Raw genomic sequence first — 19,403 nt, 5'->3', positions numbered from 1 at the left:
CGGCCTTGTGCAACACCCTTTAGCTGTCGTCAAACCCTGTCAGTAATCACCATCGGATCTGATTGGATTCGCGCCGCCGCGAACCCCCGGATTGCACGGGTTCATTGGACACGTCGGCCGCCTGTCGTCACACGATCGTCTGCCGACAGGGAGGCGGCCCGCGCCGCGGTGCGGTGCACCAGGCCGTCCAGGATGAGGGTCAGGCCGGCCTCGAATGCCGACTCGTGGTCGATCGCAGGCATGTCCGCCGGTGGATCCGAGCCGTCGCCGGGGCCGGTGTCCGCCTGTTCTTCCAGGACACTGCCGACCGTGAAACGGCCGGCGGCCAGCATCGCCATCTGTGCATCCCGCTCAGGCACTCCGGAGGCGACCAGGAAGTCCATCTTGCGGCGGATGCGGTCGAGGTCGCCGGCGGGGGTGCTGCCTGCGTGAAGGCGTGCGCCGTCCCGACGTATCAGCAGGGTGCGCCGGAAGCTCCGTGTGTTGTCCAGGAACCAGGTGCGCCAGTCGTCGTCGGGCGTTGGCAGCGGGGCGGCCGCATGCGGTGCCATGGCTGCCTCCGCCATGGCGGCGAGGAGGTCCTTCTTGGTGCGGAAGTACCAGTAGAGCGAGGGCTGTTCGACGCCCAGCCGCTTCGCCAGCCGCCGCGTACTGACCGTGTCCAGCCCGACCTCGTCGAGCAGGTCGAGCGCTTCGGAGACGACGATCTCGCGGTTCACCTTGGTCACGTTGACAAATCTATCACCGATAGATGACTCTGGAGAAGAATCATTCACTGATAGATTTTTGAGGTGATGGGCATGGCCAACGGATCGGGAGCGCGCCCCCTGCGGGTCCTTGTTGCCGGCGGCGGGATAGCAGGCCAGGCGCTGGCTTTCTGGCTCACGCGCGGCGGACACGGGGTGACGGTCGTCGAACGCTTTCCGGCGCTGCGTGCCACCGGGGCGCAGGTCGACCTCCGGGGGCAGGGCATCGAGGCCGTCGAGCGGATGGGGCTTCTCGACGCCGTGCGCGGCAAGCTGGTGGACGAAGCGGGAGTCGCCTTCGTCGACGCGTGCGGCAGGGCCAGGGCGACGATCATGGCCAACACCTCCGGCCAGGGCCGGCAGACCCTCACGTCCGAGTACGAGATCATGCGCGGTGACCTGGTACGCATCCTGCACGACGCGTCGAAGGACGACACCGAGTACCTCTTCGGCGTGAGCATGGACGCCTTCGAGCAGGACGAACAGAAGGTCGTCGCGCACTTCTCCGACGGGTCCTCCGCCGAGTTCGACCTCCTGGTCGGCGCGGACGGGCAGGGATCGCGCATCCGGCAGGCGATCCTCCCGGAGGGCTTCGATCCGTACTGGCGGGTCGGCATCCACATGGCCTACTGGTTCATCCCGCGCATCGCGTCGGACACCAACGTCCGGGACACCTACATGGTCCCGGGCGGCCGTCAGATCATGCGCCGCAGCCACAACCCGTCCGAGACCCAGGTGTACTTCGTGATGCGGGAGGAGTCCGAGGAGGCCTCGGTGATCCACCGGGAACCCGTCGAGCGCCAGCGGGAGTTCTGGGCGAGCAGGTTCCGCGATGCGGGCTGGCAGACCGCGCGCTTTATCGACGGCATGCAGACGAGCCCCTTCTTCTACTCCCAGGAGATCGTCCAGGTCCGAACCGACACCTGGTCCAAGGGCCGCGTGGTCCTTGTCGGCGACGCCGCCCACTGCGCTTCCCCTTACAGCGGCATGGGCATCTCCGGCGGCCTGGTGGGCGCCTACGTCCTGGCCGGCGAGATCAACCGGCACCCTGGCGACCTGCCGACCGCACTGGCGCGCTACGACAGCGTGCTGCGGCCCTTCGTCGACGAGATCCAGGGCGAAGTGAATCCGCGTCTCCTGCGCCTGGGCATGCCGATGACCCAGCGTGCGATCGACGCCTTCCTGGCCGCCACCGCACTGGCCTGCTTCCTGCACGTTCCCGATCTCGCCGCGCGCTTTTCGAAGGAGGATCGCGGCGGCAGTTGGCAGCTGCCCGAGAACCCGGCGCCGATCAGCGCAGTCTGAAAGCGGCAGGACACCGGGGGCCGAGGGCCGTTGCGAGTAGCACAGCACGAGGGAAGGCGCTGGCATGCAGAGTGATCAGCGCCCTGCCGGCTCTTGGCACGCGCCCACGGAGCCGTCCGGGCCGCGCGACCGGCCGCCGTGGTCGACCAGGAGCACGAGGTTGCGCTGGGGGCTGCGCCTGGTTCCTCTCCAGCGAGATCTCACGCAGGCCGGCCTCGAGGTCAAGAAGGTCTGCCGGCTCCGCGTCGAACCGCGTGTTCTGCTCCGCCCCCGACTGCTCGAACAGGTCTGTCATCGGTCTACACGCTCCTCACGCGGTGCCAAGCGGGCAGTAAGCGTGAGGCGGGCCTTACGGAGGCTGGAGCGCACGGTTTCAGGACTGATGCCCAGCTCTTCGGCGATCTCCGCAGGCGAGTGACCATCGTACGTCCAGGCCATGATCTGCCGCTGGCGGGGAGGGAGATCGGCCAGCAGCCGCAGGAGGTCCTGCTGCTGCTCCCACTCCGCAACCGTGTCCGGTGAGGAAGGCAACGGGGAAGGCTCTGGAACGTCCTCACAGAGATCCGCTTCAGCGCGGCTGAGATGCCGGACGAGTTCTCGGGACGCGACCCGTCGGGTCCAGGCAGGCGTCCAGGACGGGCAACAGGGCCCTCAGCAGTGCGGCGGAGGCGAGCAGGGCGGGGTTCTTCGTACGGAACGCATGGAGCTTCCCCCTTGGCAGCCGTGAGTGAACTGGGGGCGCACGGGGCCGCCAAGACACACAACACCCCTTTCGACCCTGCTCGAATTGATGGCGTTTCGCCCTCGGTCTGTGAGGTTGGGAGCACTCCACAGGTCACCGACTTCCGGGATGTGCCCATGAAGAAGTCCACCTTGTCCTCACCCCGCGCAAGGCGCCTCGCGGGGGCCCTGGCTTGCGCGTTCGCCCTCGTCGGCACCATGACGAGTGCCGCTGTCGCGCAGCCCGCCGGGAGCAACCAGGCGGCGGCCTCCTGCAACTTTGACGGCGTCGACGGCCACTGGTATTGCAGGAACAGGCCGGGGATCGGCGTGGAGTGGGCCGGGCAGACCGTCGGCTACCTCAACGGGACCGTCAGCTGGTTCACCTGCCGGTACGAGGGTGACCCCACCGGCGGCGGCCCGCACCCCAACCGCTGGATCTACACGCTCGCCGACACGCCTCACTACAGCCATGGTGGCTGGGGCTTCGTGAAGGACAGAGACGTGTACGACGAGACAAACCCGCTGCCGAGGTGCTGATCCCGGCCCCGGGCGCCCGAGGACGTCCGGGGCAGGAGCGCCCCCGGCGAATTCGAGGAACTCGCCGGGGGCTCCTGCCGCTGTCCTAGGCGATCTCCGCCGCCATCGAGAGACGCGCTCCCTGCCTGATGAGGAAACCGACCAGCTTGGGTGTGAACTTTAGATAGAAGGCCTCGAATTCTTCGGTGGACGGGAAGGTGGAGGCGCTCCGGGACGGCTGTGCCGTGCCCATGGCTTCTGCGGCTCACGATCACTCATGCTCGCTGCTCCCGTTCACGACGCACGTGGGTGTGGGTGTGGGGGCTTTACGGTGCTGCGGTGGGTATCGAGACGCCGCCGGACGGCGGGTATGTGCCACCTGGGGTGGGGTGGTCCGGGGTGGGGCTGGCGGAGGTTGATGAGGTCCTTGCCGGTGCGTTGACGGCGCAGGGTGATGTGGGTATGTGGGCGTTGGGGCTGTTGCGTGATGCGCGGTGGGCGTTGACGGGGGCGGGGGGCGCCGCCCGTACTGCCGAACCAAATGGGCTCCGCACGGGCCGGTTGGTGTCCGGGGCCCGCCACCCGGAAACGACCTCTGTCCGAGAATGCCGAAAGTCGGGCGATGGCGAGCAGGCCGTCGCACGGCAGGGTTGTCACACCCAGCCATTACGCTGCCGTTCGCCACGGCATCAGCCGACGGCGTGCTGGTCAGACTAGGAGTCGGAGATGGCTCGTACCACCCCGCCGCGTCCCCTCGACATGGAGTTGTTGTTTCCCGAGCTCGCCGCCTATCGCAAGGACACCGTCCGGCTGCATCCGCGACCGGGAAATCCCGGTCCCCGGGAAAGCTCGCTTGGTGGTCCTCTCCTGTGGCCGCAGTCCGTGGACTGGCCGCACTGCGACGACGATCACGGTCAATTCAGTCCTGGAGCGGGTGCGTTGCCCCTGGTGCCTGTGCTCCAGCTGTTCGCCGCCGACGTTCCCGAATTGCCCTTTCCCAGTGGCACGGACGTCCTGCAGGTCTTGTGGTGCCCGTTCGAGCACGGCTACATACCCCGGCCGAAGCTCTACTGGCGCGACAGTTCCACGTGCGTCGGCGAACTCACCGAGTACCCCAGGCCGGCCGGCGCCGAGGAGGACTACCTGCCTGACCCGTGCGTCCTGCACCCGGAACGGGTTGTCGATTATCCGAGCTGGGATCTGCCCGACGAGGTCGCCGAGGCGCTGAAGGAGCGTTTCGATCGAGTGGAGAAGGAGACCGGCTACTCGTATTGGCAGCATCTGTCGGTGGCCGACGGTGTCAAGGTCGGCGGATACCCAACGTGGACGCAGGAGCCGTTCTGGCCCGACTGCTCGGCCTGCGGTCAGCGCATGGCCCACCTCCTCACCGTCAACAGCGCGGAGTTCGACGGGGCCTCATGGCGTACCTGGCTGCCCGTGGAGGACACACCCGATAGTGGCACCATCTGGGACCTCCCCTACGAAGACCGTCGATTGATCCAGAGCCCCCCGGGCCTGATGTTCGGTGACATGGGCGGCATCTACCTCTTCATCTGCCAACAGTGTCCCGACCGGCCCTACACCCACTGGTTCGACTGCTCGTAAAGGGGGCTGTCGACGGTCAGCCAATTCCCCACCCTCCGTGTTCATGTAATTCCCCAGGTGGTGGCCGTAGCAGCAGTCGGGCCCCGCTGGTGACGCGGGGCCCGATGGGTCAGTCCGGCCAGTCCGGCTCGGGGATTCCGATGGAGCGCGCGTAGTCCTGCGCCTGCCGACGGCCTCCCGCCTGCTTGCGTGGGCAGCCGTGTTGTTCACCTCCACTCTGGCGATCTTGGTGATGTGCGGCGGGACTCCGGCCAGCTCGGTTCCGACCCGCGAACTTTCCGCGATCAGTACGCCTTCAAGCACCCGATCCTCCTTGATCTCGGCGCGGTGAGAGTAGCGAGGACCCGTGACATCGGCGGACTGGGATCGCATCAACTGTTCGAGGATGTGCCCGGCTTGTCGGCGGGTCCCTTGGGCCGGTAGCTGGGGCCGTTCATGATCACCTGGTGGCTGGAGTTGATCAGCCGGTCCCAGCAGCGACTCGGCGACGTTCGCGCATGCGCCTGTCCCAGGTACGGTCCGCGTGGCCGCCGGCGAGCTCGGCCGGGATGCGGCTGGTCTTCGCGAAGCGGACGTTGGCACCCTGGCGGACGGCCTGGTGGCCCAGGGCCTGGGCGGCGTGCGCCTTCCCGACGCCGACCGGCCCGAACAAAATGACGGACTCGCCGGAGTGGAGCCAGCGCAGGGCCGCGAGGTCACGGATCTGGGCGGCGGGCAGGTTCGAGGAGGCGCTGAAGTCGAAGCCCTCCAGGGTGGCTTGCTGCTCGAACTTGGCCTTGCGCAGGCGGCGTTCAAGCGCGACGGACTCACGCCGGGTGATCTCGTCGTGGCAACGGACCTGGAGGAAGTCGAGGTGCCCGAGCTCGCCCTTCTGGGCCTGGGTGAGTCGGGCGTCGAGGGTTTCGAGCATCCCGGACGGCCGCAGCGTCTTGAGCGAGTCACGCAGGGCGGTGTACATCACGCTCACCGGGCGGCCTCCTCGGCGTCATCGCGGCCCGGGTCGTCGTGGACGCCGCCGGGGATCTGGGTGGGGACGGTGGCCGCGAACAGACCCTCGGGCCCGTGCAGGAAGGCCGAGGCTCCGCCGTCGCCGGTCTCGGGTTCCGGGTCGGTCTCGGTGCCGGCGACCAAGATGCCCTTGACCGTGCGGTAGGACGGGTCGCCGACCGTGATCGCCTTTCTGCAGGCCGCTTCCAGAGGGGCGTCGCCGTACTTCTTGCGCGGTCCGAGCACCTCCTGGGCGGCCCGGAGCCGGAAGAGGGCGTTGACCTCCAGGAGCTCGTCGATCACCTCCCGGCGGGCGTCACCGACCTGGGATGCCTGGCCGCGGCACCAGATCGGCGTCCGCATCTGGAAAGCCGTAAGGAGTTACGCCCCGCAGGCACCCCGCTCGAAGGCGCTGCGACGGTGACCCGGGCCCGCCACCAGCTGTCTGTAATAACGAGCCTTTTCGCACGCTGACCGACACCTACGAGCAGGCGATCGCGGCCGTGCAGGCCGCCTACGGACTCAACCCCGCCGCTGTGGCGAGCAGTTGGCCCGACGCCCCCGCGGCGGTGCCCCGGCCGGGCCCGGAGAGCCTGAGCGGTGAGGACATGGGGCAGGGCTGGACGGAGCGGATGCTGTTCGACACTGTCGCCGCCGTGGTGCCCGGCGCCCGGGCCGTGCTGCGCCGCCTGGTCGAAGTGGGCGGCACCGCCTTGTACGAAGAAGTCCAGGACCACTTCGCCGTACACCCCGAGATGCCGATCGACCCGAAGCGGATCGGCGGCACGCTCGCCAGCATCCGTGCGGTACGGCGCCGGGTCGGCCCCGACAACCGGTCCAACCTCCTGGAGCGGGACGACCGCAGGCGCGTCTACTGGATCGAGCCCGCCCTCCTGGAGGGCCTCAAGCGGGCCTTCGACCTTGCTGAAGCCCGCCCCGACCTGCTCCGGGCGGAGTCCGTCGGCCAGTGAACGGCTAGTGCTGTGACCGCATAGGTGCGCCGGGTTGAGCATGCACCTACTCCCCGCCGAGCTGGCGCTGTTGATGCGTGTAGATCAGCGCAAGCTGACACCCTCGTGATCCATACTTCGTGTCGGCAGCTTCGGGGAGGGCGTGTCCATGCAGCATCGCGGTACGAGTACACGAGCAGTCAGGCGAGCAGCGGCCGTTGTCGTTGCCGCTGTCCTGATGAGCAGTTGCTCGTCAGGCGATCCAGCGCAGGCCAAGGAGTGGCAGCGGGACTACTGCACCAAGCTGGGGTCCTGGCAGGACGCCAAGCGCGCCACGACAGCGAGCGTTGCAGACGCCAGTGATGGGCAGAATGTCCAGTCGCCCGAGTTCGACAACGCCGAATCAGCAGGGCATGCGGTCATCGACGCCTCGAAAAGGCTTGACCGGGAAGGCATTGAACATGGTGGCAACCGCATCCTCGATGACACCGTCAATGCGGTCGGCGGCGACATCGGGGCTGAGGGGCGTGCAGTGTCTTACTGCGACAGCTCGGGCTTCGAGACTTTGGTCAGTTCGACGGGCTAGTGCTGCGAGCGCATAGGTCGCCGAACTCTTCAGGTCGCGGCGGCGAAGGGGCGTCCGCCCCAGCGGATGCCCTTCTCGCTGCGGATGCGGGCGCGTTCCTTGCGTTCGGCGGCCAGGACGTCGCGGTGACGGGCGTTGGCGTTGCGCCAGCGTAGGTACGCGTGCAGGGCCCGGGCCTGGACGGTGTGGTTGGGGTGGTTGGAGTTGGTGATGGTGAACTGCCGCAGTGGTCCGAAGTGCGCTTCGATCGGGTTCGCCCACGAGGCGTAGGTCGGGGTGAAACACGGCTCGACCTTGTGTTTCCTGGCCCAGCGGCGGATGGCGGCGCCTTTGTGGGCGGACAGTTTGTCCAGGATCACGTAGATCGGGGCGCCGTCGGGCCGGGCGGCGCGGATCGATTTCAGCGCGGCCAGCGTGTTCGCGGCCCCTTTCTTGCGGCGGTTGACACCCCACAGACGGTCGTCGCCGACCGAGTAGCAGCCGTGAAAGTAGCGCACCCCATGGGTGCGGTGGTAGGTGGCCGGCAGCGGATCATCCGGCCGTGGACTTTGCGCAGGTAGGCGACGAGTTTGCGCCGGGACCAGCGGGTGAAAGGCTGGCCCAGCTTGGTGGGGCGGGTGGTGGCCGTCTGGATGACGAAGTCCTCGTCGTCAGTGCTGAGCAGGCAGGGACGGCGTCCCGCCCACCGAGGGTCCAGGCAGGCCAGGCCGATCTCGTTGAACCGGTGGATCGCATCACGCACGGTGTCCTCGTCGGCCTGCACCAGTTGGGCGATCACCGGCACGCGGTTCCCGCCGGCCGAGGCCAGCAGCATCGTCGCGCGCCGGTAGCACACCGAGCTGGTGCAGCGCCGGCGCACGATCTGCTGCAGCTTCTGCCCCTCCTGGTCGGTCAGTCTGCGCACACGGACAGGTTCGGCCACCGCGCCTCCAGCAGTCGGATCGGACGTCACCGCACATCCAACCGCCACGACCACCAACCCGGCGAACCTATGCGGTCACAGCACTAGTGATGACGGTCCTGGCGCTCAGCGGTCTGCGGGACCCATCACCGGACGTGCCGAAGTCGTCCGCGCCTCTCCTCGGCTGACCAGCGATCCCACTCTGGTCAGCCGCAGCAGGATGCGGCGGGCGGTGCCGGCCTGCTCCGGCGTGAGCTCGCCGTAGACCTGCTCGGCACTCGCGGCGACCGTCCCGCGCACGCCGCCGGACTCCTCGTACGCTGCCGGCGTGAGGGTGCGGTCGCGACGTCGGCGCCAGGTCTCCAGCATGGCGTGTGAGAGCGCTCGACAACGAGCCGGGCTCCGGCTCGGGCGGCGAGAGTTCGCCCACGTCACGGTCGCTACCTCTCAGCCCGCCCTGGAAGAGACTCTCCAAGTTCGTCTCCGTTCAGCGGTTCTTCGAGTCTTCACCGTCTCGTGGCGTCCCCGCTCGCTGTCCGAGGCGTCCCGCGCCCGTAGCTTGGTTCCGTTGCGTCCGTCGGTCATAGACGGCGCCGTTCAGCCGCCGTCCGATCCGCTGTCAAGCCGCGCCGTTTTCCGTGCCGCCCGGTCGTCGGTGTTCCCAGAGCGTCTTCCCTTCGATTTCCAGGACGACCGCGCCGGAGTCGTTCGTGAGGGTGCCCCGGCTGTGGACGACGGCGGTGCCGTCGTTGCGGGCGTGGACGTCCACGATCTCCATCGAGCCGTGCAGCACGTCCTCGGGACGGACCGGCGCCCTCATGCGAATGGAGCCCATCTCCCGGCCGGCGATGACGGCGGCGTGCGAGAACAGCATGTCCACCGCGAGGCGCTGCAGGACCGCCAGAGTGTGGAAGCCGCTGGCGATGAGGCCCCCGAAGCGGCTTTCGGCCGCCGCGTCCTCGTCCGTGTGCAGGGGCAGCGGGTCGAACCGACGCCCGAAGTCGAGGATCTCCTCCCGGGACACCTTGGCGCTCCCCAGGTCGAACACGGCCCCGGGCCGAAGCTCCTCGGCGTACAGCACGGTACTCACCACCCACTCGATGCCGGCGCAAGCCTTGCGTCGTCCTGACGGTCTCGCGGTACGTCCGGCTCGGCACCGGACCTGGCCGCGTCTTGACGCGGGGTGAAGCGGCGGGCTTGCAGGCCTGGTCGCATGTGGGTCTCCATTCGACTTTTCGTCGCAGTCGCTGATTGCTGTCCGTCGGAGGGGCGCGACCGGGATGTCAGCCGACTTCCGTGACGAACCGCCGGAGCAGGCGGCTGAATGTCTCGACGTCATCGTCCGGCCACCGGCGGAGCCGTTCCTCCAGCCCTTCGCGCTGGTGCCGCCTGACGCGGGCCAGGCAGACCCGACCGGTGTCGGTCAGTCCCAGCAGCTTGGCTCTGGGGCGCGACGGATGCGCCACTCGGCGCAGCAGACCGTCCTCCTCCAGCCGGGACAGCTGACGGCTGACGGTGGACTTCTCCAGGCCGTACCGCTCCGACAGATCGGAGGCGCTCGGCTGGGGGAAGGTGTCCACGTACGACAGCACCGTGTACGCGACGAAGGAGAGTTCGTCGTACGTGTTGTTCGCCCGCACCCTGGCATTGCGGGAGAACAGGATGATCGCCTCATGGATCACGTCAAGAGGTTCGTCCCGTGCTGCCATGACCCCATCTTGGAGTTGTACGAAGCAACCGTCAAGGTTGTTTCGTACAACTCTCAGCATCCGGCGGCCTGCTGAGCCTTCGCGCTGATCGTCGAGCCCTGCTCCCGTCGGCGACGTGCGCGGCAGGTCGCCGGCGGCTGTGATCACGCCTGCTCTTGGTAGACGCGGATTTCCCGGGGGTGAAGTCCAATTGCAACTCACCCACCGGCCGGGCCGGGAGGCGGTCAGGCCCACGGCGAACCAACCAACTACATGCCGCGCACGCCCAGAGAGAGACATGCCCTCGGGGCGCCGCCGGCCTGCGTCGCCTCGAGGCCACGCTTGGACACCCTTGTGTATCCGCCGCGATGGAGTTGCTCGCAGGCTTGGTCGCGGTGGATTCGCTATCGATCCGCCGTGTCGCACACCGTGCGATCCGACACTTCGCCCTTCCGGCCAAGGAGGGCTTCACAGGCCGCGTCCGCGGTGTCGAATATCCGGCAGCTCATGCCGACGCCGGTCAGGTCAAGCACACGTCGCACCACCTGGGTGGGCGCGGCGAGGGACACGGATCCGTCGACGTTCCGCATGTCGTTGACGGTCCGTACGATGACACGCAGCCCGGAGGAGTCCATGAACGGCACCTCAGCCAGGTCCAGCACCAGGTGACGTCGTCCGTGCACCACCTGGCCGGCCAACTGGTGCTGAAGGGCGAGGCCGGTGTCAGCGTCGAGCTCTCCGCAGACGGTGATGATCGCGGCGTCGGAGCCGATCACGGCCACCTCGACACCCAGACCTGCTGGTTCGCTCACAATTTCTCCTCGAACGGGCTTTGCACGGCAGCAGCCCGGCTACCCCGCCCGGTGACGTTCATACGCGTTGGCCGCGGTTTCCGACCAGGCCGGGCCATAGCCGCAACCACCGGTTCGCCACCTCCGCGATGGCCGGGCCGAACCGGAATGACTGCGTAACTCCAGCCGCTGGCCCGGCAACCCGCTCATGATGTCCTTGGCATGCCGCCACTCGTAGATCTGCTGCGCCGGATCCCCGACACACACCCGCTGCGCGTCCTGCGCCAGAAAGATCTCCTCCAGAACCGGGTTGGTGTCCTGCGCCTCGTCCAGCAGCACGAAGTCCGCCCGCAGCTTCGGCCGCGTCAGCGCCTACATCTTCAGGTAGTGGTCGTGCTGAAACGGCAGCCGCCCGGCCGGCGAGCAGATGTCCTCCCACGCCCATCGCGCCCGCTTCAGCAGCACCTCCGCCAGATACTGAGCCCCCTGGTCGTCCAGCCCATTGACCGGTCCCAGATGGAGGGCCGCGACCTGTTCGTCCGTGCTGTAGCAAAAACGCCGGACCATCTCCATGACGGGGCGCGCCAGCGCCGTCGCTCGCAACCGCCGCTTGCCCACCGCCAGGTCCCGGTCCAGCCCCAGCAACTGCGCCGTGCGCTTGAGCGGCATGTGGCGAGAGGCATCGAGACGATCCTGGAAGTGGCGGCCTACCGCACGGCGGGCCAGCGAATGCGACGTACGGCATTCCACGTTCGGTCCGAACCGGCCCCGGGCCTCCTGCGCGATCGGTTTGTTGAAGGCCACGTACAGGCAGGCCCTGGCGACGCGTCATCGAACGCCCCAGGTCAACTCCGACAGCTCGACCGCAGGGGCAGCCGGTCCGCTCCAGCTCCCGTGACGCGCCGCCTCGTTGTGCTTTGACAGGTTCCGGGTCAGAGCAAGCAACTGGGCCAAGGCGAACTCCGCAACCGCGGTCGCGTTGGAGCCTGGGGTGTGGGTGACGGTGACGCCGTGGCGGGCGGCGGCGGCAAGGTCGACGTGGTCGGGTGCCCGCCCCGGCCCGCCCGATCACCCGGAGTTGGTTGGTCAGTGCTGGATGGGTCGCCGCTGCCAGGAACGCAGCGCGACATGGGACGCCGGCCCGGGACTTCACCGCGTGATAACCGATCCCGGCGCGGATGATCTCGGCCAACAGTGCCGACTCCTCGACCGCATCGAAGTCGGCGAAGTCCACACGGCCGGTCCACGCAGCCAGCGCGCTCGCAGCGTCGGCTACGCGCCGGAGGTTCAGCGTGATGGTCAGCCCGTGTCCAAGCAGGCACTCCAGCTCACGATCGAGCAGCTTCCCAGGAGCCGCGTCCAGCAGCAGAACTCGCATTCGGGCCACAAATCCCCTCCGCGAATGCGAACCCTATGCGATCCAGAAGCCGGCGGCGAAAGGCCCCCGTGCTGCCCCTGCGGCCCTGCTCCTGCTGACGAAGGCCCGAGGGGTGACGGCTGTGGGTGAGCTTTGAGAGAGTCCAAGCTCGGTCTTCGCGCTCACGCCGTGATGTACGTCTTTGCGCAACTTGTAGCGACCGCGTCGGCAAAGCTGCGAGCGAGCGGGGAGAGGGCGTCCCAGCGGCGCACGGCCCAGCCGACCGACAGCCGTGGCAGCGCCGGAATGGGGATCAGACGCAAGGGGCTGGCGTCACCAGGTGTCGGCAGACCCGGTACTGCGGGGACGACGGCGTGGCCCAGGCCGAGTTCGGCAAGGAGCAGGGCCGTATCCCAGTCCGCGACGCTTGTGTCCGATCCAGTCCGGATCCCCCGTTCGGCGAAGACGGTCTCCAGATGGGCGCCTGAGGTGGAGTTCGACGGCAGTCGGATGAGGCGGATGCCTGTCAGTTCGGGGGCGTCGATGGACGATCGGGCCGCCAGCGGATCATCGGACCGCACGGCGAGTACCCAGGGCAGATCGGCGACGGGACGCTGCTCGATGCCGCGGACTGGGGCGCCGACGGTGATCCAGGCAAGGTCGAGGTGACTGGCCAGGAGGGCATCGAAGCATCCCCGGCTGGAGGTCTCGGTCTGAAACTCCAAACTCACCTTCGGGTAGCGCCGGCGGAAGGAGACGATCGCTTCGGCCATGAAGTGCCGGACGGTCGTTCCGCCCGTCGTGATCCGCACGGAACCGCTTTCACCGTTCATGAGGTCTCCCAGGCGGCGCAGCGCAAGATCCAGCCCGGCGATCCCATCGGCGGCGGCATCGCACAGGATGCGCCCCGCCGTTGTGGGAACAACCCCGCGCGGCTGGCGTTCCAGCAGGCTCATGCCCGTTTCGCGTTCCAGGCGCTTGACGTGCTGACTCACCGCGGACTGGGTGCAGGACAGCTCACGGGACACGGCACTGAGGCTTCCTGCCCGACACACAGCTACGAACACACGCAGGTCATCCAGAGTCATGAGACCCAAGCTATACCTAGGGTTAGTGGAGTAATCCCCAGGATTGACTGGGGTGATGAGACGGCAGAAGATCGTCGCAGGGCCCAGGCGGCAACCCGTCCGGTGCCTTCGTACGGATCCGGACCGGCGAAGGCGCCGTACGGGTGCCGACCACCCGATACCGAAGGGAAACGGACACCGTGACCGCTCTGTCCCCCGCGACTGACCAGGCTGTCACCCTGCTGCGTGAATTCGGCGCCGAAAGCATCACCCACCCCGGCGGCACTCTCCTTACCCACCTCCAGCGTGTACAGGCACGGCTGGCGACATGGCAGGCCCGTCCGGCCCTCCAACTCGCAGGTCTGTGCCACGCGTTCTACGGCACAGACGGCTTCCCCACACCACTGCTGTCACTGGACCGTCGCGGGGACCTCGCCGCGGTGATTGGTGCCGAGGCCGAGGCCATCGTGTACCTCTACGCCTCATGCGACCGGAAGGCAACGTACCCGGCTCTCCACCAGGCCAACGCTGCCTTCCACGACCGGTTCACCGGCCTCTCCCACGTGCCAGAGCTTCAATCGCGCCACGACTTCACCGAACTGACGGCGGCCAACGAACTTGATCTCGCCATCGCCGATTCCGCCGTTCACGACATGTGGGGCCCTCAACTGCTCGCCCTGTTCACCAGAGTCCAGAAGCTGCTGAGTGCTGACGCCTGGCTCGCCTGCCGCACTGCACTCGCCGCCCCTACCTCCCAGCCGACGAACCACGATGCCGGTTCAAACAAGTCGGCACGGAAGGCTGACCAGCGCTGAGACGAGGGACCACCGAACGCCGTCCTGGTCCTGCTGCGCGGGACGCCAGCCTCAACGGCGAGGGCGACAACGTCATGGCCCACACGTGCGGCGGCATCCCAGACAGCGAATAGCGCCTGGCCAGGCAAATCCGTCGGCCTACCGAACAGCGTCTTGCCCACTCGACTACCGCCCGGGACATCGCCCAGGTTCCACTACAGCCTCGTCAACTTCATCGCCACCCAACAGCCCTTTCAGGCGACAGCACCACACCTGTCGCGGTGGCTAGACTCCCCATCAATGGCGCTGAGCTGCACCAACATGAACCACTCGATAACGCCACAGCCCCAGAGAACGCCCGGCCCCGGCGATCACCTCCGGGAACGCGACAGCCATCTGCGTGCCGCGCCGCGACCACAGCACCACCTGGCCCTGGCCGACGGACACGACGGCCCGGGACCCGTCCCACTTGGGCTCCGCAGCCCATCCCGCCCTGAGCTGCGGCAACGGGGTCAGCGTGGCCAGCATCGGCTCCGGCGGTATCCAGGTCACGCGCGATCCCTTCCACCGCGACCCTGCGCCTGGAACCCGCACTGCGGAAGCCGGAGTCGGATGCCCCGTGACGCCGTTCCTCCCGGTATCTCACCGGCCGCGGGCCGACGCCTTCCGGGCCGTTGGCTTTGTTCACGAGAACCGGTTCTGGCTCAACTTGTGTGGCGCGGCCACTCTGAGTGACAGCCGGGTACCTTCGAGCCGTACGTGAAGTCGCCCGAAAATGGTTCGTGGGCAACGTGGTTGGGCTGACGGTTCGGGACCGTGGAAGAGGTCGTGCTCCGGCTGAAGGAGCTGTTATTCCCGTCGATCGCGGACGTCGCGGTGCTGTCGGTGGACGTGAACATCGAGATAGTGCGTGTTGATGCGCGATGCATCGCGGACGGCGCCGTATGCCCGGTCTGCGGGGTCTGGTCGAACCGGGTTCATGGTTCCCTACCTGCGGTTTCCCGCTTATGTGCCGAGCGGTGGCCGAAGTGTTGTTCTCCAGCTGAGGGTCCGTCGGTTCGTCTGCGGGAACTCGAGCTGTGCACGTTGTACCTTCGTCGAGCAGATACTCGCGGACCGAACGGCTGCGCTCGACCCTGGCCGCGGTCGGTCTGGCCCTCGCTGGCCGGGCCGGGGCTCGCATCGCCCGGGTTCTCGGGGTGTCCGTCAGCCGCAGTACGGTGCTCCGGCTGGTGGACGCTCTTCCCGAGCCCCGGGTGGCCGCTCCACGTGTGGTCGGTGTCGACGAGTACGCCACCCGCAAGGGCCGCCATTACGGCACCGTCCTGGTCGACATCGAAACGCGCCGCCCAATTGACCTGCTGCCCGACCGGGAGGCGTCCAGCCTCGCGGCTTGGCTCACCGAACGACCAGGCGTTGAGGTCATCTGCCGGGACCGGGCGCCGTTCTTCGCCGAAGGCGCCGCCGCCGGCGCTCCGCAGGCTGTCCAGGTCGCGGACCGGTGGCACCTCTGGCACAACCTGAGCGAAGCCGCCGAACGGGCCGTCGCCCAGCACCGCCGCTGCCTCAGCACTCTCATCCCGACCGCCCCCGAACTCAAGCCGGAGCCCGATCCGGAAGAAGCGCCGTCCGGCTCTCCTTGGCCGACCGGCCATCGGTTCGCCGACCGTACCCGGGCCCGGCACGCTGCCGTCCACGCACTGCTGGAGGCGGGGCACAGCCGCCGCTCGATCCAGCGTCAGCTCGGCATGACCTGGCGGACCGCCAAGCAGCTCGCCGACGCAGCGGCCCCGGAAGAACTGTTCACCGGCCAATGGCAGAACCGGCCCTCAGTCCTCGATGACTACAAGCCCTATCTGGACGACCGGTGGAACGAGGGTTTCACCAACGCCTGGAGACTGTGGGAGGAGATCGTGCCGCTCGGCTACAAAGGCAGCTACCAGCGCGTCCGTGCCTACCTGCACAAGAAGCGCACCTCGCCGCGGCCGGTGACCGCCCGGCCACCGTCGCCCCGAACGGTCGCCGGATGGATCCTCAGGCGACCGGAGGTCCTCACCGAGCCCGAACGGCTCCAGCTCAACGCTGTCCGCACCCACTGCCCCGAGCTCGACGCCCTCACCCGGCACGTCCGTTCCTTCGCGGTGATGCTCACCGAGCGCCAGGGCGAGCGTCTCCCGGACTGGCTAAACGCCGTCCGGCAGGACGACCTGCCCAGTCTCCACACCCTCGCCGTCGGCATCGATCGCGACCTCGACGCCGTCATCGCCGGATTGACCCTGCGCTGGAGCTCGGGTGCAGTCGAAGGCCATGTCAACCGGATCAAGATGCTCAAGCGCCAGATGTTCGGGCGTGCTGGCTTCGCCCTTCTGCGGAAGCGCGTCCTGCTCGCACAGTGATCGAAATGTCAGCGGCTGATGCGAAGATCCGGGCGGCAACTACACGAGGAGATCAACATGGGCACCTGGGACACTGGCCCCTTCGACAACGACTCGGCCGCGGACTTCGCCGGCGATCTCGACGACGCGAAACCCGAGGACCGCGAGGCACTGATCCGTGGCGTCCTGACGCGCACCGTCGACGCCACGGGCTGGCTCACCGAAGGAGAAGAAGCGGTGGCCGCAGCCGCACTGATTGCGGCGCAATGCCCTGGCGGCGAGCCAATCGACACACCTTACGGGCCTGAAGAACCCATGCCCGCCTTCCCTGACGATCTCCGGACGCTCGCGGACAAGGCTCTCGCCGGCATCATCAGCGACCAGGCCGGAGCAGCCTCGAACTGGGTCGACCCGGAAGACTGGAAGCAGTGGCGAGCCAACCTCAACCGCCTTCGCGCAGTTCTCGCTCCGCCATCACCGTCCATCCCGCTGTTCGATGTCGAGCAGTGACGCTGTGTCACCTTCCACAGAACCTGTGCCAGAACCCGAGAACCGGGCTCTGGCCCAGATCTTGGGGAGCGGTCACGGAGCGTCACAAGGCAGGTCGCTTCGCGTCTGTGATCACACCTGCTCTTGGTAGACCCGGATTTCCCGGGGGTGAAAGTTGCGGACGATCGGCCAGAATTCCTGGCGGCCAAGGCTGTCGGCCCAGGCGTCGAGCTCGTCGTCCGTGTCGTGGAAGAACCAGGTCTCGAAGTGTCCCAGCGCCCGAAGTTGAGGGACGGGCTCGTACCGAAGTTCGCAGTGGAGCTGGATGTAATGATCATGCTCGCCGGAAGCGTCGTTGATCTCGAACTGCCGGACCATGTCCAGCGTGAAGACGGGCGGTCCCTCGAAGGCGTGAGTTCCGTACTGGAAGAGAAGGCCATCAGCGTCCGGCGTGTTCGCGGTGTCGAAGCGCTGGGAGCCGAAACGCGCGAACCTGAGCCACACCTCGTCCAAGTCCAGTTCGATGAGAGGCTGCTGTCCATGACTCAGCTCATGTTGAAGTCGCTCCTCGGCCCAGTCCATGGGCGGTCTCTCCGACATCCTGTCCTTCGCGGTCGGCGGAATCTGTGGCCTCGCGGTGATCTTCTCAGCCCACCACACTCGCTGACGTGGCCAGGGGGCTGCAGAGTCTGGGCGCGACACTATTGGAGCAGGATCATCTTGCGGAGCAATCCGAATTCGGCACGGCCGTAGAGCTGCCTCTTGATCTTCTTGATGCGGTTCACGGCGCCTTCCGTGCCGCCAGAGCTCCAGTGCAGGGTGAGTCCGGCGGTCACCGCGTCGAGGTCTCGGAGCAGGTGTAGGGCAAAGTTGGTGAGGCCGGGCAGCTGGCTGGCATCGACGGCTTCGATCCATGCGGGGAGCGTGGCGCCCAGCCGGTGAGCCAGGATCTCGCCGAAGCCGCGGACATGTTCGGCCGCGGCATCCAGTTCTGGACAGCGAGCCAGGACGTCCTTCAACGCGGCGCGCTCGTCTTCGCTCAGGGTTGAGGGGCGACGGGTGAGCCAGCCGGTGACCCGCCTGACGGTCGGCGGCGGTGGTGGCGCCTGCGGCGGTGCGGCGCGCAGAGTGGCAATGTAGGCGCGGACCATCTGGTAGGTGACGGGCGCGTTCTCGGCGGTCAATTCGCGATGCAGGCGGGTGACGTTCGTGCATCCCGCGGCGAACCGCCGTTCCAGATGGGGCTTGTAGGGGTCGAGACGACTTGGCCAGGGGCGGTTTTCTCTGAGGGTGTCCTGCCAGGTGGCAGCACGTGCGTAGCGCAGCACGGTGTTAAGCCCCCAGCCCAGATGCCGGGCGATTGCCCTGCGGGAGTGGCCCTGGGCGAGCAGTTCGTGGACCAGGGCGTGCGCGGCCTTCTTGCGCTGGGCCCGCCGGCCATCAAGGTCCGGTCCGCCGCGCACCGGGTCGTCGTTCGTCGACGCCGCAACGTCCTTTCGTATTGGCGCTGTTGGTCCGTTCAGGCATTCGCGGTGGGCTGCGACGCAGGTTTCCACGGCTCGGCCGACGCCCTGCCACAGGTGGAACCGATCGGCGACCTGGATCGCGGCGGGAGCGCCTAGTCGCGCGCCCTCGGCATAGGCACCCGCCTGGTCCCGGCAGATGATCTCCACACCCGGATGAGTGGCCAGCCACGCGGCCAGCGGCCCGGAGTCGCGCGGTGGAAGCACGTCCACCACACGATGGGTCTCTCCGTAGGTCAAGACGGTGGAGTAGGTCTGCCCCCGCCGGGTGGCGAAGTCGTCCACACCCAGCACACGCGGGGTACTGAGCTGCGGGTCAGGCAACGCCATGACCCTACGCAGAAGCGTCATCCGTCCCACCTGGAAGCCCAGTTGGGCAGTCAGCCGGGCGCCGGCCGGTCCGGCGAGTGCGAGCCCGACACGCTCCAGGACGCGGCCCAGCCGCGTGGTGAAGCGCGAGTACGGGGCGGTCAACTGAGCGAACGACTCGGCGAACGTACGACGCGGGCAGTCGTCCGTGCTGCAGATGAAGCGTCGGACCGTCAGATGGATCACGACGCTTTGTTCAGCGAGCGGCAGATCCTTCAGTCTGCGCTGGTAGGAGTCGTGCACTCGGGCCGAGGAGCGGCCGCAGTCCGGACATGCTGCCCTGGCTGCCCGGCCTCTCGCCGTGACATCGACCGTGCCGAAGGCGGCGGTCACCCCTTCGACCTCCACGCCGTCGATTCCGTCGAACACGAGCGAGTCCCAGAACGTTGCGTCGGCCTGCATGACCAGCACCGTCACCGCTCGCTGCGGTCACCGGAGAGGTCAAGCACAGACCTGACGGAGCGTCACTCTCTGCTGCAAGGCGGGGAGGCGTACGCGGTCTCGCACGGATCCGGGTTCTTGCAATCGAACGCCGCAGTGACGCTCCGCGACCGCTCCCCAAGATCTGTGCCAGAGCCGAGAACCGACAGCAGATGTTCACCACTTCGGGAGGCAACGATGTGGCTTCGGA

The 19,403-nt window shown here is 67.7% G+C and carries 20 protein-coding genes and 5 pseudogenes; 8 read left to right on the top strand and 17 right to left on the bottom strand.

Going from position 1 to position 19,403, the window contains the following annotated elements:
- Window positions 1–101: 101 nt before the first annotated feature.
- The gene (locus AQI94_RS32325; RefSeq protein WP_031043817.1) at window positions 102–728 is read right to left on the bottom strand and encodes a TetR/AcrR family transcriptional regulator C-terminal domain-containing protein; all 627 of its coding nucleotides are present in this window, start codon (window positions 726–728) and stop codon (window positions 102–104) included.
- A 72-nt stretch (window positions 729–800) separates the two neighbouring features.
- On the opposite strand from AQI94_RS32325, the gene AQI94_RS32320 reads away from it, so the two are divergent.
- Window positions 801–2,051, top strand: a complete 1,251-nt coding sequence (locus AQI94_RS32320; protein ID WP_031043820.1) for an FAD-dependent monooxygenase — start codon at window positions 801–803, stop codon at window positions 2,049–2,051.
- Window positions 2,052–2,342: 291 nt separating this feature from the next.
- Here the strand turns inward: AQI94_RS32320 and AQI94_RS32315 are convergent.
- Window positions 2,343–2,663: pseudogene (locus tag AQI94_RS32315) on the bottom strand (RNA polymerase sigma factor); the annotation flags it as partial.
- Window positions 2,664–2,909: 246 nt separating this feature from the next.
- Here AQI94_RS32315 and AQI94_RS32310 point away from each other — a divergent pair.
- Window positions 2,910–3,311: a hypothetical protein gene (locus AQI94_RS32310; RefSeq protein ID WP_051832102.1), complete on the top strand. Its 402-nt coding sequence runs from the start codon at window positions 2,910–2,912 to the stop codon at window positions 3,309–3,311.
- 85 nt (window positions 3,312–3,396) lie between these two features.
- On the opposite strand, the gene AQI94_RS44305 is transcribed toward AQI94_RS32310, so the two are convergent.
- On the bottom strand, window positions 3,397–3,543 hold the full coding sequence (locus AQI94_RS44305; protein WP_199814316.1) for a hypothetical protein: 147 nt from the start codon (window positions 3,541–3,543) through the stop codon (window positions 3,397–3,399).
- A 473-nt stretch (window positions 3,544–4,016) separates the two neighbouring features.
- Here AQI94_RS44305 and AQI94_RS32305 point away from each other — a divergent pair, with 473 nt between their 5' ends.
- Window positions 4,017–4,895, top strand: a complete 879-nt coding sequence (locus AQI94_RS32305) for a YwqG family protein (RefSeq protein WP_031043826.1) — start codon at window positions 4,017–4,019, stop codon at window positions 4,893–4,895.
- 371 nt (window positions 4,896–5,266) lie between these two features.
- Here the strand turns inward: AQI94_RS32305 and AQI94_RS32300 are convergent.
- Together AQI94_RS32300 and AQI94_RS32295 are read right to left on the bottom strand one after the other, a co-directional pair.
- Window positions 5,267–5,862, bottom strand: a pseudogene (locus tag AQI94_RS32300) (ATP-binding protein).
- Window positions 5,859–6,245 (bottom strand): hypothetical protein, encoded by a 387-nt coding sequence (locus AQI94_RS32295; RefSeq protein WP_031057150.1) that lies wholly within the window; start codon window positions 6,243–6,245, stop codon window positions 5,859–5,861. The pseudogene AQI94_RS32300 and the gene AQI94_RS32295 overlap by 4 nt, the downstream one beginning before the upstream one ends.
- A 140-nt stretch (window positions 6,246–6,385) precedes the next feature.
- Here AQI94_RS32295 and AQI94_RS32290 point away from each other — a divergent pair, with 140 nt between their 5' ends.
- Window positions 6,386–6,853 (top strand): hypothetical protein, encoded by a 468-nt coding sequence (locus tag AQI94_RS32290; protein ID WP_225890340.1) that lies wholly within the window; start codon window positions 6,386–6,388, stop codon window positions 6,851–6,853.
- Between the two features lie 217 nt (window positions 6,854–7,070).
- Window positions 7,071–7,418 (top strand): hypothetical protein, encoded by a 348-nt coding sequence (locus AQI94_RS32285; RefSeq protein ID WP_031057148.1) that lies wholly within the window; start codon window positions 7,071–7,073, stop codon window positions 7,416–7,418.
- Between the two features lie 29 nt (window positions 7,419–7,447).
- Here AQI94_RS32285 and AQI94_RS32280 read toward each other — a convergent pair.
- The 9 genes and pseudogenes from AQI94_RS32280 to AQI94_RS32245 all read right to left on the bottom strand — a co-directional run bounded on the left by AQI94_RS32280 (window position 7,448) and on the right by AQI94_RS32245 (window position 13,243).
- Window positions 7,448–8,340 (bottom strand): annotated as a pseudogene (locus AQI94_RS32280) (helix-turn-helix domain-containing protein).
- Between the two features lie 105 nt (window positions 8,341–8,445).
- On the bottom strand, window positions 8,446–8,688 hold the full coding sequence (locus AQI94_RS32275) for an nSTAND1 domain-containing NTPase (RefSeq protein WP_031057147.1): 243 nt from the start codon (window positions 8,686–8,688) through the stop codon (window positions 8,446–8,448).
- A 250-nt stretch (window positions 8,689–8,938) separates the two neighbouring features.
- Entirely contained in the window at window positions 8,939–9,409 is a 471-nt protein-coding gene (locus AQI94_RS43395) for a MaoC/PaaZ C-terminal domain-containing protein (RefSeq protein ID WP_051832796.1), read from the bottom strand.
- A 193-nt stretch (window positions 9,410–9,602) separates the two neighbouring features.
- Window positions 9,603–10,028 carry a MarR family winged helix-turn-helix transcriptional regulator gene (locus AQI94_RS32265; RefSeq protein ID WP_031057145.1) on the bottom strand — a complete coding sequence of 142 codons (426 nt, stop codon included), beginning with the start codon at window positions 10,026–10,028 and terminating at the stop codon, window positions 9,603–9,605.
- Between the two features lie 383 nt (window positions 10,029–10,411).
- On the bottom strand, window positions 10,412–10,819 hold the full coding sequence (locus AQI94_RS32260; RefSeq protein ID WP_225890339.1) for an STAS domain-containing protein: 408 nt from the start codon (window positions 10,817–10,819) through the stop codon (window positions 10,412–10,414).
- Window positions 10,820–10,858: 39 nt separating this feature from the next.
- The gene (locus AQI94_RS45965; protein WP_051832794.1) at window positions 10,859–11,137 is read right to left on the bottom strand and encodes a UvrD-helicase domain-containing protein; all 279 of its coding nucleotides are present in this window, start codon (window positions 11,135–11,137) and stop codon (window positions 10,859–10,861) included.
- A gap of 33 nt (window positions 11,138–11,170) precedes the next feature.
- A complete protein-coding gene (locus tag AQI94_RS45960; RefSeq protein WP_225890338.1) occupies window positions 11,171–11,602 on the bottom strand; it encodes a hypothetical protein in 432 nt (143 codons plus the stop codon).
- A 24-nt stretch (window positions 11,603–11,626) separates the two neighbouring features.
- Window positions 11,627–11,800 (bottom strand): annotated as a pseudogene (locus AQI94_RS45955) (NAD(P)-dependent oxidoreductase); the annotation flags it as partial.
- A 537-nt stretch (window positions 11,801–12,337) separates the two neighbouring features.
- Complete coding sequence (locus tag AQI94_RS32245) at window positions 12,338–13,243, bottom strand: LysR family transcriptional regulator (RefSeq protein ID WP_031057142.1); 906 nt, start codon at window positions 13,241–13,243, stop codon at window positions 12,338–12,340.
- Window positions 13,244–13,422: 179 nt separating this feature from the next.
- Between AQI94_RS32245 and AQI94_RS32240 the strand changes: the two genes are divergently transcribed.
- Window positions 13,423–14,037, top strand: coding sequence for a DUF6817 domain-containing protein (locus AQI94_RS32240; protein ID WP_051832790.1), 615 nt, complete (start codon window positions 13,423–13,425; stop codon window positions 14,035–14,037).
- A 276-nt stretch (window positions 14,038–14,313) separates the two neighbouring features.
- Here the strand turns inward: AQI94_RS32240 and AQI94_RS32235 are convergent, their stop codons facing one another.
- Window positions 14,314–14,568 (bottom strand): ATP-dependent DNA ligase, encoded by a 255-nt coding sequence (locus tag AQI94_RS32235; protein ID WP_031057138.1) that lies wholly within the window; start codon window positions 14,566–14,568, stop codon window positions 14,314–14,316.
- 264 nt (window positions 14,569–14,832) lie between these two features.
- Here AQI94_RS32235 and AQI94_RS32230 point away from each other — a divergent pair.
- Window positions 14,833–16,412: pseudogene (locus AQI94_RS32230) on the top strand (ISL3 family transposase).
- Between the two features lie 57 nt (window positions 16,413–16,469).
- A complete protein-coding gene (locus tag AQI94_RS32225; protein WP_031057136.1) occupies window positions 16,470–16,901 on the top strand; it encodes a DUF4259 domain-containing protein in 432 nt (143 codons plus the stop codon).
- Window positions 16,902–17,012: 111 nt separating this feature from the next.
- On the opposite strand, the gene AQI94_RS43380 is transcribed toward AQI94_RS32225, so the two are convergent.
- Together AQI94_RS43380 and AQI94_RS32215 are read right to left on the bottom strand one after the other, a co-directional pair.
- Window positions 17,013–17,462 (bottom strand): hypothetical protein, encoded by a 450-nt coding sequence (locus AQI94_RS43380; RefSeq protein ID WP_031057135.1) that lies wholly within the window; start codon window positions 17,460–17,462, stop codon window positions 17,013–17,015.
- Between the two features lie 119 nt (window positions 17,463–17,581).
- Complete coding sequence (locus AQI94_RS32215; RefSeq protein ID WP_225890336.1) at window positions 17,582–19,174, bottom strand: ISL3 family transposase; 1,593 nt, start codon at window positions 19,172–19,174, stop codon at window positions 17,582–17,584.
- Between the last annotated feature and the right edge of the window lie 229 nt (window positions 19,175–19,403).

The organism is Streptomyces pseudovenezuelae (assembly GCF_001513955.1).
GTDB classification, from domain to species: Bacteria; Actinomycetota; Actinomycetes; order Streptomycetales; family Streptomycetaceae; genus Streptomyces; species Streptomyces pseudovenezuelae.
The sequence above is the reverse complement of the archived record's forward strand: the minus strand, read 5'-3'. Positions and strand labels throughout refer to the sequence as shown.